Below are 16,643 nucleotides of genomic sequence, written 5' to 3'. Positions count from 1 at the left end.
AGGTAGATTTGGTATTGGTAGATGATGTGCGATTCAAACCCATTTGGGGTGTGGAAATCAAATGGAGCAACCGCTATTTCGAGAAACCACAAGAGTTACAAAGTCTAATTCAATTTTGTAAGTCCAACGGATTCAAAAGTGCTTTAGTTACTTCAATTGACAAAACCGGAACCAAGGAAATAGAAGATTTGCAGTTTACCTTTGTGCCTGCTTCAGTTTATGCCTACAACATTGGAGATGTTACGCTGAAAGTGAAAACAGGAATCAAATAGGAAGATATTTTTAGTGGAGTAATCAAAGAACAAGGATATGAGGAAAGTAAGAAAAAAATACGAAATAGAATATCTCAAATACAATTGCGAAAATCTTTATGACGTTGAACGAAAAAATAGAAACAATTTGTATTTGTACTATATTTGTACCGTATAAATGTAAAATATTATAAATCAGTAGGGGTTTCTTTTGAAGAAGAAAGTTAGGCAAATCCAACTCTTTCTGTGCAGTTTTGAATAGCTTATACCATTGGTTAATCTCTTTATTGGAAAATGAATATTCGTTCTGCAGATATTTTAAAGTTTGACTATCTAAAATCCAACGAGGGGACAATTGTTTTTCTAAATTGTGCCGTTCTATTTCCAAACTTCTATTAGCTGGAATTTTAAAAGGATGAAAGGTAATGGAATGATATTTTTTCCCCTGTTTGTTTATTTTGTATTCGAAAGAATAGGGAGCTTTTTTAGAAAGTTCTTTTTTTGCAGGTTCAATGACACGTTTAATAAAATCATTTATTTGCTTATATTTGTCCTCTATTCGGAACATTTTTTTGAGTTCATCAATAACAAAAGAAATAGGTCTTTCTTGACCGCTTAGAAGCTCATAAAAACGCATCGTGTATATGCTGTCAAATTCCATAGCAGTTTTGAGTTCGTATTTACGATATCCTTTTGCAAAATTTAAAAATGCTTCCATAAGAAGGGGAGTTATTATTAACTTTACAACCGAATCATATTTTTTTATTTTAGGTTTTTCAATAATACCATAAACACCCCACTCGGTGGCATCTTCGTATTCAAAATCTTTGTTACGAAGACTTTTTAGAGCTTTTTTAACTTCATTGTAATTTGTATCCTTTTCGTCTCTTAAAAAAAGCACTCACAGGAATTGTAAACTCAAAATCTCCGTATAAATCTTTTTGGATAGAATAATTGTAAGTTAGTTTTAATCCCAAAATTTTGGATTGTAAAACTTCTACGATACGATATAAGATGCGTTTTTCATAAACAGAAAAATCATATCGTGCTGTAGTTACAATATAAGATTGTAAAACTTCCTTGTTTTTTATAATAGCCATATATACAGATGGTTATAAGTATTAAATTTGTCGTATTTAGTACTTCTGCAAAGATATAAAACAAATACGACAAAAAAAATAAAAGTCTGAATAAAAACAAAAAAGTATTAAATTTGTCGTATAAAGTATTAAATTTGTCGTACTTGGAAGTTTTAAAATCTCTCAAACACCTCTATTTTAATAATGTTTTCAAGAATTTCATAATTTTTTGATAAGTCGTTAATAAGTTCTGATTTTAAAAACAAGTCAGAAGTTTTTAAGTAATGAGTGGAAACTCAAAAAACAAAAATCGCCAAAATTTTCAGAAATCAGAAAAATCAAAAACAATAGAGAAGTTTATTTTGATTTAATATAATTTAACTTAAAATAATTCGATTTTTATATGTTGTTTTAGTAATAAAACACTGAATATAAGATAAATGAAATCATTTTCTTCAGGTTGTATTGGATAATATTTGTATGTATTTCCAGTTCTCAAAACCCCACACTTTTCAAAACCAATGAAAAACTTGTTTTATGTATGAATTTTTAGTACTTTTGTCCGTTTCTTTTATTGGTACTGTAAATTTATCTTTTGAGTAACTAAATACGATAGGTTTGAATAAAAATACTGAATTACCAAATAATTAATACCTTTGCAAAAAATAAAAGTATGAATACAATACGATTACAAAATGATATTTCTGCAGAACAATATCAAATGGCAGTGCGTGTTCTTGAGGCTATAGGGCTGAAAGTTCAGAAAGATACAGAGCTCACAGAGACTCAAAAGGAAAGTATTTTGAGAGGAATTGCGCAAGCTAAAAATGGACAAACAAAATCTCACTTAGAAGTGAGAGAGGAAGCAAGAAAAATATGTGGGATGTAAGATGGTCTTTTGAAGCGGAATCTCAGTATATCGATATTTTGAGCTTTTGGATTGAACATAATTTTTCAAACACATACTCTCAAAAAATTATGAAGGCTGTAGAAGAGGCAGAAGAGACTCTTTCACAAAATCCATACATAGCTGAAGAAAAAGAAGATTGCAAGAATGGGATATATTTTAAATATAGAAAGATTGTGATTCTACGCAATTTCTCATTGATTTATATTGTTAGAGAAGCAGTTGAAATAGTGGCTTTCTGGGATAATCGTCAAGACCCCCAAAAACTAGAAATCTAACGTTTTTTCTTCATTATTCCTGGCTTATAAATTATTGAGTAGTAAGCCGTGTTTTATACATATTCCACTACCTGAGGTTCATCTACTCCAAAAAATGATAAGTTTGAATAGAAATACTAGATTACCAAATAATTAATACCTTTGCAAAAAAAAAATGACTATGGAAACAAGTTTCAAAGTAGGAGAAAGAGTGTTAGTTTCTCCACAGGTTACGGGTTTTGGAGACTGGATAGAAGCCACTATTACGGAAATAGAAAAAAATCCATTTGTCGGAATTGTTATCAATGTAAAGACAGATAGTGGTATTATTTTCTTTGAAAAAGAAGATATGTTTAAACACTTGAAAGATATAGAATTATGTACGCAATAGTATTTGATTTAGTTGTTTCAGAATTAAAAAAACACTATGGCAATAATTACCAAAACGCGTATGCTGATGTAAAAAAAAATCTTTTGAATAATAATTTTTATTGGATACAAGGTAGCACATACGCAACCGAAGGGGATTTGAGTGTTTTATTCAAAGCCATTCAATCGCTTAAGAATATATCTTGGTTCTGTGCTTGTGTACGTGATATTCGAGCTTTCAAGATAGAGGATTACTCCGATTTTACGGAAGAATTTAAATCAAACATACAGAAATAACCACTCCTCTGAGTGGTTATTTTTTTACCTTCTTAATCCCTTTTTGGGTGTGTTTGGATTTTTCTTTGGCGGAGCAATTCGTTTGTGATTATCTTTCTTTTTCAAAAACTCCGCAAATTCAACAAGTGATTTTTTTTCTTGGAGTACATTTTTCGACCAATCCTGAATATCTGATATTACACTAGACACATTTCTTTTATCAGGAGGTAGCAAATTCGCCATTTTATAAATAAAATCATTGATTAGTTCTGCCCTGTCTTGGGTTACATTGTTATCAAATGTTGTATTTCTGTATGCTTCAAGTTCTAATTTAACCTGCTCCATCATATGATTCTTGTATTTTGTGAGCTGAGCAGTAAATTTCTCTTTTTCTTCCTTAAATTTTTTTTCTGATTCTGTCCCATCTGCTAAAAGCCGTTCATATTCTTTTTGTAAATCTGTCTTTTTTTGCTGTAAAATCCCGTTATATATGAAAAGATTTTGGTTTTGTTTCTCTAAATCGCGATGTGTTTCTAAAATTGTTTTATATTCGATTATTTTAGCTTCTTGTTCTTGGAGTTGTTTTTCTCTTGCCTGAATTTTATACTCTAACGCTTTTAAATGCTTTCTGTCCGATTTTTGCCCCCTTTCCATTTTGAGAATGTTTGCGCATAAATCCTGAACTTGCGACATCTGCTGTTTCGTGTTTCGGCACATTTTTCCCGTATTTTTATCTTGACAATCAAAAATCAGATGAGCGTGTAAATTTAGTTTTGCAACCTCTGAACCTCCCTTATTGTCAGGACTTTTCATATATCCCTCATCCCTGTGAATATGAATTTGTAAAGGTGTCCAACCTAACAAATGTTTTATTTCATTTGCTAGTATTTCTAAATCAGCCATAGTCGTTTTTTCATCAATGACTACTACACCTTCTCGAATGGGAACAGTCTTAGATTGCATTTTTTGCTTGACCTTGCTTTCATAAATTTGTTGGCATTCTTTTTCTCTTTGGTGTAAATTGGAAATGTAATATAGGCTTTCATTATTTTTTGAAAGTTCAGGAAAAATATAGTCAAGTTCTTGCACTCTTGAATTGTGCATTTCTGACTTAACGACATTACAAGGTTCAAAATGGATAGATGTTTTTGCCATAGGAAATAAAAAATTAATTCAGGTCGTAGACCTTCGGACGCCAGTCCGAACAGCCCCGCAGGGCACACGCATCCTGAAAGGGTGCAAGTGTGCTTATACCTTACTAGATATTTCCCACACAAATATCGTTCCAGTTTTGATTTTAGCTCCTCACATATACAACTTGTAGCTTCTAATTTTATGTCCTTTCGTCTTTTTTCAAGCTATTTTATGTTTGTTCCAATTTTTAACAAGTAACAAAATGAAAAAGCTAAAAAATTTTTTAAACATCGTTCTTAAAATTTTAAAGGTAGTAAAGGACATAATCACGTTAGTGGACTCATTTAAGTAAATATCTAACCCTGCCTCCCTACTTTAGGGAGGCTCTTACCTCTTGAAAATGTTGTACCCAATATTCTATCCATCTAAATTTTAGTACCTTTGCAGAAAAGAAATTCATAGAACTATGCTCATTGGTTATGCCAGGGTATCCACTCCTGAACAGAACATACAATCCCAAATTGACTTGCTACGCCAAAACGGATGTGAGCAAATATATACCGACATTGCCAGCGGTGTACGCGAAGACAGAAAAGGACTCAATGATATGCTCACCTACCTACGGGAAGGAGACACTGTGGTAGTATATAAGACCGATAGGATCTTCCGTTCGCTTAAGAATATGGTTGACCTTATCGAAATCTTCAACCAGCGAAAAATAGCCTTTAAAAGCCTTTCTGAGCCTGTTTTTGATACTTCCTCCGCCAACGGAAAGTTCATAATCCAAATCTTTGGAGCCGTTTCCGAATTTGAGCGCAATCTCATCCAAGAACGTACCCGTATCGGTATCGAAGGAGCGCGACGAAGAAACAAACATTTAGGACGCCCCAGAGGTTTTCAGGCAGAGACCCTCGAAAAATATCAGTTTGCACTGCATCTGTACGAAAACAAAAACATTCCCATTGATAAAGCTTGTAAACAAGCCAACATCGCCAAAACCACTTTTTATCGTATCGATAACAGCAAAAAGAAAACAGGCGACTTGTCAACAGACAAGTAAAAAAATCCACACATATTTTTTCTAAAAAAAAAGAAAAATACAAAACCGAAAAACAAAACATAAAAGCATAAAAAACAAACTTTTATATGAAAAAGTTGCTTTTTGTGATATGTCTACAAATAGTCTAATTTGTTTAAAATATTGTTTTTTAGAGCTTTCAAAAAGAAATCTGTTTTTTCAAAAAATAGAGTCTAAAAATCTGTAAGTGAGTTGTTTGATAGCTCTGAAATTTGAGGTGAATTAACTCTGCAAGATGTGTCTTTGTATATACAAAAACAAAAAAAAAACAAAACCTCGGAACTTAGGTTTTAGCCTGAGAGACGAAGGGAAATGAATTCCTCAAGAAGGATTATTTTTGCAGATTTTCGGTTTTTCGGTAATTACTGAAAAACCGAAATTACATACTTTCATAACTCCCCGAAATTCGTAAGGCATTTTCAAAAGGATTGGGAATAGAAGACATCGAAAATAAGTATGAAAGATGAATGTTTATATTCTGGTATTTGAAGCCTGTTCCTAAAGTGAGAAAGTTACGAGCTCCTTTTTCTTTGTTTTCGTGAAAATAACCAAAACGTAATGAAAAATCATCCCAAAAACGGTATTCTAACCCTGCACTTAAAGAAATTTCTTTTAATTCTTCTTTAAATCCACCTGGAGCATCCGAAAAAGATTGAAAAATACCTTCCATAAAGGAAACATCTGTATTTTTTCCCTTTAGAATTGTAGTCGGCTCATTTGTGTTTTGTTTGCCATCTTCGTTCTCATCAATATAACCATACTGAGGAGGAGTTGGAACAAGTAACTTATTTGCTTCTACAAGAAAAGAGAGCGAATGACCTTTTTGAAAAAGGAGGTCATAACTAGCCCCTATTTTTAAATTTGTAGGTATAAAAGATTCCTTTCCACCCTTCTCATAACTTAGTTTTGGACCAATGTTTGAAATGGTTATACCAGCACGCCATTGTGAGTCGAAAGAGGTGTGTGCTTTTAAGTCTGACTGAAAGAATCCAGACAAACTCACAGCAATACTGTTAGCAATATATTTTTCCTCATTGGAGGAATGTTGTAGGTTGGAATGTAGCCATCGTCCTGTAACTCCCATTGAAAAAAAATCAGAAAGTAATAAGTTATAAGAAATATCCAAAGTAAGTTCATTGGGTTTACCAATTCCTTCTGAAAAGAAAGATCCTCCTTGTATCTGAGAGAACTCAACTTCTCCCATACTAAAATAGTTGAATGACATTGCCCAAGCTCCTCGTTCTTTAGGACGAAAAAAGTAGGTGATATTTCCTAGGAAAACATCATTTGTAAGTTTGTTCAGGTAAGGAACATAACTTACTCCTATTCCTCGCTTAGTTTCCATAAACGTGTATTTGGCAGAATTCCACCTTTGCGAAAATACATCAGGGAGACTTGATGTACCGATGTCTGCCATCGCTGAAGCTCTAGCATCTGATTGCAGGTTCAAAAAAGGCATTCCTGTTTGGATGATGCGAGAGTCTGGAAAATATACTTTTGTTTGTGAAGAGCATAAAGAAGCTCTACACAAAAACAAAATACATAGAAGTAGCAGCTGTTTCATATCTTATTTTTTTACAAAAGTAATTATTTGAAATTACATCAAGATCTATATAAAAGAAGATAACTGTGTTAAACTTTTTAGGTATGTAATACCTTTTTAAGAAAATATTTTTGTTGACATTCCCTTTCGTTTTTTATTATTGAAAAGTATCTAAAAAATTAACAGATAGGTTTTTACATGATTTTTTTAGTTAGAAAATTTATTTACTTTTGCTAGGAAGAAAACAAAACAAGCATTATGATACGCTATATTCTAATCACAGTATTATTTTTGGGAATGATCAACTTTTCATATTCTCAAAAACAAATATGCTTTTCATATGATAGCGCGGGAAATCAAATTCAAGCATCTATCTGTCTAAACAAAGAAACGGGAGCTCTGACCAAAAGACCTCCTTTGCCCGATGAAACAGAAGAAACATCCACTACATTAGAGGAAAAAGAGAATATAACCTCAGAGGATAGTCTTCCTGAGATTACCTTAAAAGGAGCTCCTAATCCCACTTTGGGAGAACTTACTGTGTATTGGTATCACAATCAACATCAATCGCTAGTAAGGTTGTTTATTTCTTCATCGGATATGCGAATATTATATGACAACACCCATATTAATTCCCCTTCTGAACAATTGCAAATAAATATGAGCTCATATGTACAGGGGGTATATTATCTTGTCGGAATATTTTCGGATGGAACCAAAAAAACAGTGCGTATTATCAAAAAATAACTACTTGAACTTATGAAAAAGATAGCCATATTTTTGTTGCTCATTGCTTCAATAGCTACCACAGTAGGACAAGAAAGATTAAAAACCGAGAAAATACATCGTATTTCTTTTTCGGAAAGTAAGCCCACCCCACCTACAATTGTTTCATTAGAAAAAAATAGTTCTTCTAGGGGAAATAATCTTACAGCACGGGGAGGAGGCTCTGTTGCTGAAGGACTTACAGCAGGTAATTTGTCTGTATCGCCAACAGGAGCAGCTATTTATAGTATTCCTATCACAGTACCGCCAGGATTACAAGGAGTTGTCCCAACTTTATCTATAAATTACAATAGTCAGGCTGGTAATGGAATGGCAGGTTATGGATGGAATGTCTCTGGAATTTCTGTCATTACTCGGGTGGGTTCTACACTGTATCATGATGGCTATATTTCAGAGGTAAATCTTACTCCCACCGATCGTTTTGCCCTTGATGGACAACGTCTTATGTTGAAGACAGGAACCTATGGGAAGGATGGGGCTACATATCAGACTGAGGTTTTTTCACATTTAAAAATTAAGTCTGTAGGGGTTTCTCCGTATGGAGCAAATTACGGTCCCCTTTACTTCGAGGTATTGTATCCCGACGGATCCAAAGCCTACTATGGGCAAACTAATGACAGTCGTTCTCATACCGATTATGCTATTTCATATTGGGAAAATCCTCAGGGTGTTCGGATCACATATCACTACCTACGTTCGGGGAACGCTATTGTCATCCAAAAAATAACCTATGGGAAACAACGTACAACAGGAGACAATACAGTTACTTTCGTTTATAAAAACAGAACCCGTCCTGAGGTGGCTTACATCGGAGGGGTGCGGTTTGAAAATAACTTATTACTTGAAAAAATTGTTTCTTCTTCAAAAGGGAGAGAATTTAGAACCTACACACTTAACTATGGTGGAAAGCAAAACTCCCTAGGATACGACAGGTTAATGTTGGTTCAAGAATCTATAGGACAAAGTAAACGAGTTCCAATACACTTCACATATAACGATTATCAAGAAAAATTTGAAGACAAAGTAAGCACATACAATATGTCTTTTAAAGATATCTCAATGGAAAATAGCGAGATAGTAACTTTAGATATGAACGGAGATCGAATGACGGACTTTATCCTTTATCCAACTAAAGGGAATGATGCTTATAGAAAAATTTATTTATTTGATGATTTTAGAAAAAAATCTAGTAGTGGCATTGTTTTCGATATTACCTTAGAAAGATTTTCAGAGATATTTCCTGCCCAAATTTTAATAGGGCAAAAAAATAATATTTATCCTGATTATCAGGGTTTTGTTTCTGTACATAAGTATGATGATAAAATAAAATTTAGAGCTTATGTAAAGGGATATCCTCTCTACTTACAGTATGAAAAAGAATGGGAATTACCTGTTTACTACGAGGAGGACAGAAAGTGGTGTGAAAAGTATGGAAAGTATGATCCAAGAAAACCAATTAAGATTCCCGAATTAGGTAGTAAAAAACATGCTCCCGTAAAAATTCTACCAGGAGATTTTAATGGAGATGGACTTACCGATATATTAGCCATTGAGGATAGCTATTATGTGGAAAGCTGCCATTCTAGAGAAAATGATCATTTTACCCCTTACTCTGATTCTTATGGAAGGATGCCTGTTCATTGTGATTGTAAGAGATATACTTCAGGGGGGTATGATATTCATTGGGTAGATTTGGATAAACGAAAGACAACAAATTTTTCGAAAAGAGCTGGTACATTGAGTAAAAAGTATAGTAGCGAAGATATATTTCAAACAATAGATATTACGGGTAATGGAAAGACTAATCTCATCCAGATAACAGATGGGGAAATGTATATCTATGAGTTCGACGAAGGAGGTCATATACGTTTGCTTTGGAGACAGCAACACCGATACATTAAATCTGGGTCAAAACGGCCTGTGGTTGGGGACTACAACGGTGATGGAAAGATAGATTTTCTATTACCTGTAGATAATGATAGTAGTCGGTTCGTGTTGCTTTCCAATACAGGTAGAGGATTTGATATATTGGAAAAAAATTACAGTTTTAAGTTTCAAAGTTCCTATTGGGGAGTTGAGGAGTATAGAAGAGGTAGAGATACTGGATTATACGACATTTATCATGCTTATTCACTGATTCCTATTGACATCAATGGTGATGGAAAAACGGATATAATAGAATCATATACAAACTTTACACCTGGCAATTCAGTAAGACCTCCTAAACAATATTTTACAGCACATGTAAATACGCAGGCAAAGGATCTTACTTTCAAATCTGGAAAGAGTTACGAATTATCAGAAAGAGTAAAACTTCCCCACTTAATTTTTTCTACATCGGATAAGAAGGATATTTTTATGGATATATCTATCTTTTCTGGTAATAAAATACGTACGTTATATCTAGAAAAGAACAACAAAGAGGAAATACTACTTAGGACTATATCCCAAAACGATATATCTCAAAACGTGACTTATAAGACAATGTCTGAGAATTTTTCATATGCATCTGTAGTAGAAGAAGGGTTTCCTGACACGTATAAAATAGGTTATGGAGAGCATTTCCCATATGTGGACTTAGGAAATATTCCCTCTGTATCTGTCGTCAGTAAATTAGAACGTAGTGGAGGGGGGATTCCTCAGGTAGAACAGCAGTTTAAGTATGCAGGAGCTGTTTCACATCTTGGAGGATTGGGTTTTCTTGGATTTAAATCCATAGGGAGAACCAACTGGTATTCTAAAGGAAAGCAATATGAAGAGGGAATGTATACACATACCCGTATGAATCCACAATTGAAAGGAGCTGTTACAGAGGAGTTTACTATGGAAGAAATCGGTAATCAATCTATGTATGTTCCCGCAAATTATCTTCAAAAAACTATGTATACTTATGAGAACCTAACAGGAAATGACAAGATATTCAGGCTAAAACTCACCCAAAAAAATACTGAAGATAAACTTACTGGAGTTAATAGTTCCGAAAGCTACATATACGATGTTGATATGAATCCTACACGGGTGACTACCATAGCAGGTACTTCACGAAATACAGTTGAAACAGTATATGTAGCTAAAAGTGAAACACCTTACTTGATAGGACGAATAGCTTCTCAAAAAAGGAGCAGCACTATTGATGGGGATACATTCACTACAGAGGAACAGTTTACCTATCAGAATAATTTGGTAGCCGCTAAAAAAATCAAAGGACACAATACAGGCTTCAAAACGGAGCGTTATACTTATGACGATGTCGGTAATATTACCAGAAAAGACGTGGTTTCTGAGAGCGGAGAAACACGCTCTGAGCGAATGGAATATGATTCTTCAAAACGTTTTTTGACGAGACACACTAGTCATGAAAATGAAATAACCCAATATCAACATGATGATTTTTCTGGGGTATTGCTACAGGAAACAAATCATTTTAGACAAACTACTCGCAACACGTATGACTCTTGGAATCGATTGATAAAAACTACAGATTTTTTGAATAAAAATGCATATGTCGGCTATCTAGCAACAAACTCTGAGTATAGTATAACCAATTCTGCGGATGATGGAAGTCTCTCTAAAGAAGTTTACAATTGGCTAGGACTGCTTAAACGTACTGAACAGCGTAATGCTTTTGGGCAAGAGGTTATTGTAGAAAATCAATACGATGGACAAGGGAGAGAAATAAAGCGAAGTTTACCTTATTTTAAAGGAAGTTCTACGAGAGGCTGGATAACAACTTCTTATGACCGTTATGGGCGGGTAATCAGAATTACGCAACCAGCAGGGAAAAGTTCCCAAATCAGTTATAGTGGACTCACAACTACAGTAAATGATGGAACCAAGAATGTGATTACTACTCGTAATGCTTCAGGACAGACTGTGAAGCAACAAGATCCTGGTGGAGTAATTACTTATACTTACTTTGGAAATGGGAATTTAAAGACAGCCGATTATCAGGGTGCTGTACAACGTATTACACAGGATGGATGGGGAAGAAAAACGTCATTGAATGATCCTTCAGCAGGTAATTACACTTATTCGTATGATGCTTGGGATCGAATTACCCGTGAGACGACCCCAAAAGGCACCACTAATTATACTTATGAGACAGGGAGTGATCGTATCAAACAAAAGCATATAACAGGAAGTGGTACAGAAATGCGTACAATTTATACGTATAACGGAGATAAATTACTTAGTTCCATTGAATTACAAAATGCTGATGGAAATAAAGAAAATTACACATATACATATAATTTACATAAACAAATAGCTTCTCTAACAGAAAGTAAGCTCAATGGGCAGGTAGTATTTATTCGAAACTATACATATGATAGTTTTGGACGTACACAACGGGAAACCTATACTGCAAAAGGACATGGAAAAAATGTAACTGCTAACGTACTTTATGAATATAACAATGGAGAATTAATTACACTTAAGAAAGCTTCTGGTGAAATTTTATGGAGACTTGGTGCAGTGAATGAGTATGGCTCTCCTTTAACAGTTACTAAAGGAAAAACTACAGAGCAATTGCAGTATGATTATCATTATCTTACCGCACATTCTATAAATAAGGGAAATACAGTCATAGAAGGCAAAGCTTTTCAGTTTGACCGCGTAAAAGGGTTACTAAACCACCGCACATATAGTTTCAATGGAGATAAGGAAACTTTTGGATACGATAATTTGGAACGATTGACTTCTTGGACGGAAACAGGAAAACCAACACAAACTCAGGAGTATGATATACGAGGACGAATCGAACGAAATAACCAAATAGGAAGGTATCGGTATGAGGGAAATGGATATCAGCAAACACGTTTAAATACAAATCAGACAGGAAATGCATACTATACACAGCACACAATTCCTACAATAACTTACAATGCTTTTAAAAGTCCCGTAGAAATAAAGGTTGATAGTCCTATAAGCAAAGACATCATCAGTTATCAGTATGATGCATTTGGTTCTCGTGCAACCAGTTATTATGGTGGAATGCAGGCTGATAAAACCCAACGCCGTTTTCAAAAATATTACAGTCATGACGGCATTTTTGAGATAAAGTTTGATCGTACTACAAATAAAGCCAACTTTTACATTTACTTAGGAGGAGATGCCTACTCGGCACCCGCCGTGTTGAGTATGGAAGGAAATACAGAAAAGTATTTGTACTTACATAGAGATTATTTGGGAAGTATAACCTTGATTACAGATGATAATGGCAATGCCGTAGAAAAACGCCACTTCAATGCGTGGGGACAGATAACCAAATACTGGAATATAAAAGGACAAACCACCATACCTGTTGAAGGTATTCTATTGGACAGAGGTTATACAGGACACGAACACTTGTACAGCGTTGGTTTAATTCATATGAACGGACGTTTGTATGACCCTGTGTTACACCGATTTTTACAACCTGATAACTACGTACAAGACCCGTTCAACACACAGAATTTTAATAGATATGGCTATGTATTGAATAATCCATTGAAATACACTGACCCAAGTGGAGAGTTTATATGGGCACCAATTATAATCGGTGCAATCATGGCTGCAACAAGTTACACAGTAAATGCAATAATAAATAAAAATTGGTCTTGGAAAGGTTTTGGATTATCTGTATTGGGAGGAGCTATAATGGGGGGAGCCTCATTATTGGGGGGAACGTCAGTTGCTGCACTTACAGGTAAGATGATTGTTAATACTGTAGCTACAGGAATAGCATCTGGAGTAGCATCTGTAATAATGCCAAGTGTCAATATCCCAATAGGAAATTGGAATTTTAGTTTATCACTATCTGTGGCATTCGGAAATGCTTCGGGTATAGGAGCGAGTATAGGAATTGGATACAGTGATGGGAATTGGAGCTTCTCTGCAGGAGTAGGTATAATGAGTTATGGTAATTACAACGGATTTGGTAAAAATGGATTTGAAATCAGAAAATCTATTTTAGCAGCTTGGGATGATGGAAAAATGGGCTTGAGCTTGGGTACTAATTTTTGGAGTGGTGATTTTGAGCAACGTACAGGAATGATTGGTTTTAGACACGGAGATTTTAGTATGATGTATGAAAATGATGGTGCACCATTCAATAAATTAGGAAAAGCATTGGTTAATGATACAGATATGTATCGTACAGCAGCAATGAGAATTGGAATAGGTGAATTTAGTATACAAACAAATTTGTTTACGGGAAAGTCAGGTACGGACTCTAGTGGTTTGAAATTTGAAGATGCTATTCAAAATCCAGAATTAGTAGATTTAACATCAGGAAGAAAAGGATTGGGTATCTGGAGGAATAAAGAAGCAGATATGTATAGATTAGGAGCATTAACCGTAGGCTATAAAGGTTGGCGAGTAGGTACAAATTCGGAATATGTACGAGATGTAGTTCAAAATTGGTTTGCTCATACGATTGTATCTCCACAACCAGGTTTTAGAATGCTAAGTAGAGATTGGCAACAATATTATCAATATCAAACAAAAAATCCTTATACATTATGGTAGAGAAAATTACTTATTTTGTGGTACTTCCTTTTCTTTTTTATGCTTGTAGTACCATACACAACAAGAAACATTTTAATTTTCAAAAATCAATAACAGAAAAAAGAATAAAAACAGATGGATATTATTATTGTATTCACAATTATGATGAAAATAGCACAAATAAAGGAGTTTATTTAAGTTTACAAGTATTTCTAAACAATGGATACACTTATATTGTCAAAAATGGTTTTGGAAATCAATGTGGAGATTCAATAACATTAGATTGTGCGACGAAAATGTCTGAATATATGTTAGATAAAAATATAAATGAATTTTTGGTAGATACTAACAAACAAAGTGGTAGAAATTACCATATTTGGAATTGGGGAAAGTATCAAATTGTTAATGATACGATTACTGTAAAATGGTTTTATAATCGTTTTGGAGAATATTACTTAGCAGAACAAAAAGGAGTTGTGTTAGATTCTACAACGATTAATTTCTTCTATTTTAAAGATTATAAATCGAAAAAAGAAATTATTTATCCAGAACCTAAAAAATATCATTTTAAATCTTATCCTATTGAGAAAATATATGATAAAATTCCTAAAAAGATGGTTCAATGGGAGTAAAACCAACTTTGAGATTGGCAACCTTATTATCAATATCAAACAAAAAATTCTTATACATTATGGTAGAGAAAATCATTTATTTTATGGTACTTCCTTTTCTTTTTTATGCTTGTAGTACCATACACAACAAGAAATATTTTAATTTTCAAAAATCATTAACAGAAAAAAGAATAAAAACAGATGGATATTATTATAAAAATACTGATGTTTATCTTGGAGAAAGGAGAACTTATATAATGGGGAGAATTTTTTTAGATAACGGCTATTTTCATTTAACAGGAAGCTCTTCTTATGAGGATAAATGCAAAAATTTGAATATAGATTGTGTAATTAAAAATATGAGCAGGAATTAAAAGATAGAATATCCTCCTATAAAGACACAGATAAACAAAGTAATACAAATCTTCATATATGGTTTTGGGGGAAATATCAAATAGTTAATGATACTATTGTTATGAAGTGGTTTTATAACCATAATGGAAATTATTATCTGATGGAAGAAAAAGGAGTTGTGTTAGATTCTACATCTTTTAATATTTTTTATTCAAAGGATTATAAATCGAAAAAAGAAATTATTTATCCAGAACCTAAAAAATATCATTTTAAACCTTATCCTATTGAGAAAATATATGATAAAATTCCTAAAAAGATGGTTCAATGGGAGTAGAACCAGTCTTGGGATTGGCAACCTTATTTTCAATACAGAACATTTAATCGATTTACATCATGGTAAAAAAGATCATAACTCTACCGTTTATTTCTTTAAAGATGCTCTGTTTTTTTCAAATGGAAGACATATTATTGTCACACGTTCCGATGGAACAATGATTACTATTCTTAAGAATGCTATGGGTAGTAAACATTTTAATAAAGCCACAACTATATGGACACGATAACTAAACTTAAATGCTATAAAATATGCAATGTGATAGAAGTAACACTAGAAGAAATACTTTTAGAATTGTATATTAACATTGAATATTTGGGTAAGAAAAAGGCTTTAAAAATAGCAATCTCAGATGATGGAGAAACGATTTTATTTTCAGAAACCAAGCATTGGATAGAGACAGAAGACTTGGATAGTGAAATTTATTCAATAAAGAAAATTGATAAAGAAGAATCAAAATTAGGGAAGTTGTTAGGGAAAAGAATTTTAGATATTCAATTTGGTATCGGGAAGGAATCTAATGGAGAAGATATTATTTATTATGTAATGATAAAAGCAGACGATAATAATTGTTTATTTTTTAATAATGGAGATGAAGGAAAGTACGTTTTTGATGGAATAGAAGCTATATTAGCAGATAACATCTATCAATATAGGTGGGAAAGAACCCCACCTAGTATTATATTATGAGGTGGTTTTATAACCATAATGGAGATTATTATCTGATGGAAGAAAAAGGAGTTGTGTTGGATTCTACATCTCTTGATATTTTTTATCCAAAGGATTATAAATTGAAAAAATATATGATAAAATTCCTAAAAAAGTGATTCAATGGGAGTAAAATCAATTTTAGGCTAATTCTATATACAATTAAGAACTTTTGACAAACTAGATGTTTGGGCAATTCTTTGCACTAGAAATATTCCCTATCAATAGCCCTATTTATCAATTCTTTTAAACTAAAGCCTCTTTCAATAGAAATCATTTTTAATTTCTTCAATTTCTCGGTTGGAATATAGAAAGAAAAAATGGTTTCTTCCCTTTTCTCTTTTACAGGAGTTACTTTTTGTATAGGGGTATTTGTCTGTGTTTCTTTTACTTTGCTCATCAGAGCAGAAAAATCTTGTTTTGCCATTTTTATATAATTATAAATTCATAGAAATACAAAATTATATATT

The 16,643-nt window shown here is 33.2% G+C and carries 17 protein-coding genes and 1 pseudogene; 13 read left to right on the top strand and 5 right to left on the bottom strand.

What is annotated here, in order from left to right; genetic code table 11:
* A pseudogene (locus YW9_RS13565) lies at positions 1 to 272 on the top strand (ATP-binding protein); the annotation flags it as partial.
* A 22-nt stretch (positions 273 to 294) separates the two neighbouring features.
* Here the strand turns inward: YW9_RS13565 and YW9_RS12660 are convergent.
* Positions 295 to 1,152: a replication initiation protein gene (locus YW9_RS12660; protein WP_051074752.1), complete on the bottom strand. Its 858-nt coding sequence runs from the start codon at positions 1,150 to 1,152 to the stop codon at positions 295 to 297.
* On the bottom strand, positions 1,112 to 1,351 hold the full coding sequence (locus tag YW9_RS13105; protein WP_051074751.1) for a hypothetical protein: 240 nt from the start codon (positions 1,349 to 1,351) through the stop codon (positions 1,112 to 1,114). The genes YW9_RS12660 and YW9_RS13105 overlap by 41 nt, the downstream gene beginning before the upstream one ends.
* A gap of 652 nt (positions 1,352 to 2,003) precedes the next feature.
* Here YW9_RS13105 and YW9_RS0107330 point away from each other — a divergent pair.
* The 4 genes from YW9_RS0107330 (at position 2,004) to YW9_RS0107315 (ending at position 3,160) form a co-directional block, all read left to right on the top strand.
* Entirely contained in the window at positions 2,004 to 2,219 is a 216-nt protein-coding gene (locus YW9_RS0107330; RefSeq protein ID WP_018279533.1) for a hypothetical protein, read from the top strand.
* Positions 2,207 to 2,515: a type II toxin-antitoxin system RelE/ParE family toxin gene (locus YW9_RS0107325; protein WP_018279532.1), complete on the top strand. Its 309-nt coding sequence runs from the start codon at positions 2,207 to 2,209 to the stop codon at positions 2,513 to 2,515. The genes YW9_RS0107330 and YW9_RS0107325 overlap by 13 nt, the downstream gene beginning before the upstream one ends.
* A gap of 160 nt (positions 2,516 to 2,675) precedes the next feature.
* Positions 2,676 to 2,885, top strand: coding sequence for a hypothetical protein (locus tag YW9_RS0107320; RefSeq protein WP_018279531.1), 210 nt, complete (start codon positions 2,676 to 2,678; stop codon positions 2,883 to 2,885).
* Entirely contained in the window at positions 2,873 to 3,160 is a 288-nt protein-coding gene (locus YW9_RS0107315) for a virulence protein (RefSeq protein WP_018279530.1), read from the top strand. Before YW9_RS0107320 ends, YW9_RS0107315 begins: the two co-directional genes overlap by 13 nt.
* A gap of 24 nt (positions 3,161 to 3,184) precedes the next feature.
* On the opposite strand, the gene YW9_RS13100 is transcribed toward YW9_RS0107315, so the two are convergent.
* On the bottom strand, positions 3,185 to 4,294 hold the full coding sequence (locus tag YW9_RS13100; protein WP_155848744.1) for a hypothetical protein: 1,110 nt from the start codon (positions 4,292 to 4,294) through the stop codon (positions 3,185 to 3,187).
* A 445-nt stretch (positions 4,295 to 4,739) separates the two neighbouring features.
* Between YW9_RS13100 and YW9_RS0107305 the strand changes: the two genes are divergently transcribed.
* Positions 4,740 to 5,333, top strand: a complete 594-nt coding sequence (locus YW9_RS0107305) for a recombinase family protein (RefSeq protein WP_018279528.1) — start codon at positions 4,740 to 4,742, stop codon at positions 5,331 to 5,333.
* A gap of 397 nt (positions 5,334 to 5,730) precedes the next feature.
* Here the strand turns inward: YW9_RS0107305 and porV are convergent, their stop codons facing one another.
* On the bottom strand, positions 5,731 to 6,915 hold the full coding sequence (gene porV / locus YW9_RS0107300) for a type IX secretion system outer membrane channel protein PorV (RefSeq protein WP_026193895.1): 1,185 nt from the start codon (positions 6,913 to 6,915) through the stop codon (positions 5,731 to 5,733).
* 237 nt (positions 6,916 to 7,152) lie between these two features.
* On the opposite strand from porV, the gene YW9_RS0107295 reads away from it, so the two are divergent.
* The 7 genes from YW9_RS0107295 to YW9_RS13470 all read left to right on the top strand — a co-directional run bounded on the left by YW9_RS0107295 (position 7,153) and on the right by YW9_RS13470 (position 16,292).
* Positions 7,153 to 7,641 (top strand): T9SS type A sorting domain-containing protein, encoded by a 489-nt coding sequence (locus tag YW9_RS0107295; RefSeq protein WP_018279526.1) that lies wholly within the window; start codon positions 7,153 to 7,155, stop codon positions 7,639 to 7,641.
* Positions 7,642 to 7,653: 12 nt separating this feature from the next.
* Entirely contained in the window at positions 7,654 to 14,187 is a 6,534-nt protein-coding gene (locus YW9_RS0107290) for a polymorphic toxin type 23 domain-containing protein (protein WP_018279525.1), read from the top strand.
* Positions 14,181 to 14,798 (top strand): hypothetical protein, encoded by a 618-nt coding sequence (locus YW9_RS0107285; RefSeq protein WP_018279524.1) that lies wholly within the window; start codon positions 14,181 to 14,183, stop codon positions 14,796 to 14,798. Before YW9_RS0107290 ends, YW9_RS0107285 begins: the two co-directional genes overlap by 7 nt.
* Positions 14,789 to 15,151, top strand: coding sequence for a hypothetical protein (locus YW9_RS0107280; RefSeq protein WP_018279523.1), 363 nt, complete (start codon positions 14,789 to 14,791; stop codon positions 15,149 to 15,151). The genes YW9_RS0107285 and YW9_RS0107280 overlap by 10 nt, the downstream gene beginning before the upstream one ends.
* A gap of 101 nt (positions 15,152 to 15,252) precedes the next feature.
* Positions 15,253 to 15,465 carry a hypothetical protein gene (locus YW9_RS0107275; RefSeq protein ID WP_018279522.1) on the top strand — a complete coding sequence of 71 codons (213 nt, stop codon included), beginning with the start codon at positions 15,253 to 15,255 and terminating at the stop codon, positions 15,463 to 15,465.
* Between the two features lie 258 nt (positions 15,466 to 15,723).
* Complete coding sequence (locus YW9_RS0107265; RefSeq protein ID WP_231555656.1) at positions 15,724 to 16,155, top strand: hypothetical protein; 432 nt, start codon at positions 15,724 to 15,726, stop codon at positions 16,153 to 16,155.
* The gene (locus YW9_RS13470; protein WP_155848743.1) at positions 16,152 to 16,292 is read left to right on the top strand and encodes a hypothetical protein; all 141 of its coding nucleotides are present in this window, start codon (positions 16,152 to 16,154) and stop codon (positions 16,290 to 16,292) included. Before YW9_RS0107265 ends, YW9_RS13470 begins: the two co-directional genes overlap by 4 nt.
* Before the next feature lie 86 nt (positions 16,293 to 16,378).
* Here the strand turns inward: YW9_RS13470 and YW9_RS0107255 are convergent, their stop codons facing one another.
* Positions 16,379 to 16,600, bottom strand: coding sequence for a hypothetical protein (locus YW9_RS0107255; protein WP_018279518.1), 222 nt, complete (start codon positions 16,598 to 16,600; stop codon positions 16,379 to 16,381).
* Positions 16,601 to 16,643: the final 43 nt, after the last annotated feature.

It is taken from the genome of Capnocytophaga cynodegmi DSM 19736 (assembly GCF_000379185.1).
GTDB classification, from domain to species: Bacteria; Bacteroidota; Bacteroidia; order Flavobacteriales; family Flavobacteriaceae; genus Capnocytophaga; species Capnocytophaga cynodegmi.
The sequence above is the reverse complement of the archived record's forward strand: the minus strand, read 5'-3'. Positions and strand labels throughout refer to the sequence as shown.

Excerpts from the sequence above, each read along its gene's own strand:
- YW9_RS13105 (WP_051074751.1), bottom strand. The coding sequence starts at position 1,351 with ATGGCTATTATAAAAAACAAGGAAGTTTTACAATCTTATATTGTAACT.
- YW9_RS0107330 (WP_018279533.1), top strand. The coding sequence starts at position 2,004 with ATGAATACAATACGATTACAAAATGATATTTCTGCAGAACAATATCAA.
- YW9_RS0107325 (WP_018279532.1), top strand. The coding sequence starts at position 2,207 with ATGTGGGATGTAAGATGGTCTTTTGAAGCGGAATCTCAGTATATCGAT.
- YW9_RS0107320 (WP_018279531.1), top strand. The coding sequence starts at position 2,676 with ATGGAAACAAGTTTCAAAGTAGGAGAAAGAGTGTTAGTTTCTCCACAG.
- YW9_RS0107315 (WP_018279530.1), top strand. The coding sequence starts at position 2,873 with ATGTACGCAATAGTATTTGATTTAGTTGTTTCAGAATTAAAAAAACAC.
- YW9_RS13100 (WP_155848744.1), bottom strand. The coding sequence starts at position 4,294 with ATGGCAAAAACATCTATCCATTTTGAACCTTGTAATGTCGTTAAGTCA.
- YW9_RS0107305 (WP_018279528.1), top strand. The coding sequence starts at position 4,740 with ATGCTCATTGGTTATGCCAGGGTATCCACTCCTGAACAGAACATACAA.
- porV (WP_026193895.1), bottom strand. The coding sequence starts at position 6,915 with ATGAAACAGCTGCTACTTCTATGTATTTTGTTTTTGTGTAGAGCTTCT.
- YW9_RS0107295 (WP_018279526.1), top strand. The coding sequence starts at position 7,153 with ATGATACGCTATATTCTAATCACAGTATTATTTTTGGGAATGATCAAC.
- YW9_RS0107290 (WP_018279525.1), top strand. The coding sequence starts at position 7,654 with ATGAAAAAGATAGCCATATTTTTGTTGCTCATTGCTTCAATAGCTACC.
- YW9_RS0107285 (WP_018279524.1), top strand. The coding sequence starts at position 14,181 with ATGGTAGAGAAAATTACTTATTTTGTGGTACTTCCTTTTCTTTTTTAT.
- YW9_RS0107280 (WP_018279523.1), top strand. The coding sequence starts at position 14,789 with ATGGGAGTAAAACCAACTTTGAGATTGGCAACCTTATTATCAATATCA.
- YW9_RS0107275 (WP_018279522.1), top strand. The coding sequence starts at position 15,253 with ATGAAGTGGTTTTATAACCATAATGGAAATTATTATCTGATGGAAGAA.
- YW9_RS13470 (WP_155848743.1), top strand. The coding sequence starts at position 16,152 with ATGAGGTGGTTTTATAACCATAATGGAGATTATTATCTGATGGAAGAA.
- YW9_RS0107255 (WP_018279518.1), bottom strand. The coding sequence starts at position 16,600 with ATGGCAAAACAAGATTTTTCTGCTCTGATGAGCAAAGTAAAAGAAACA.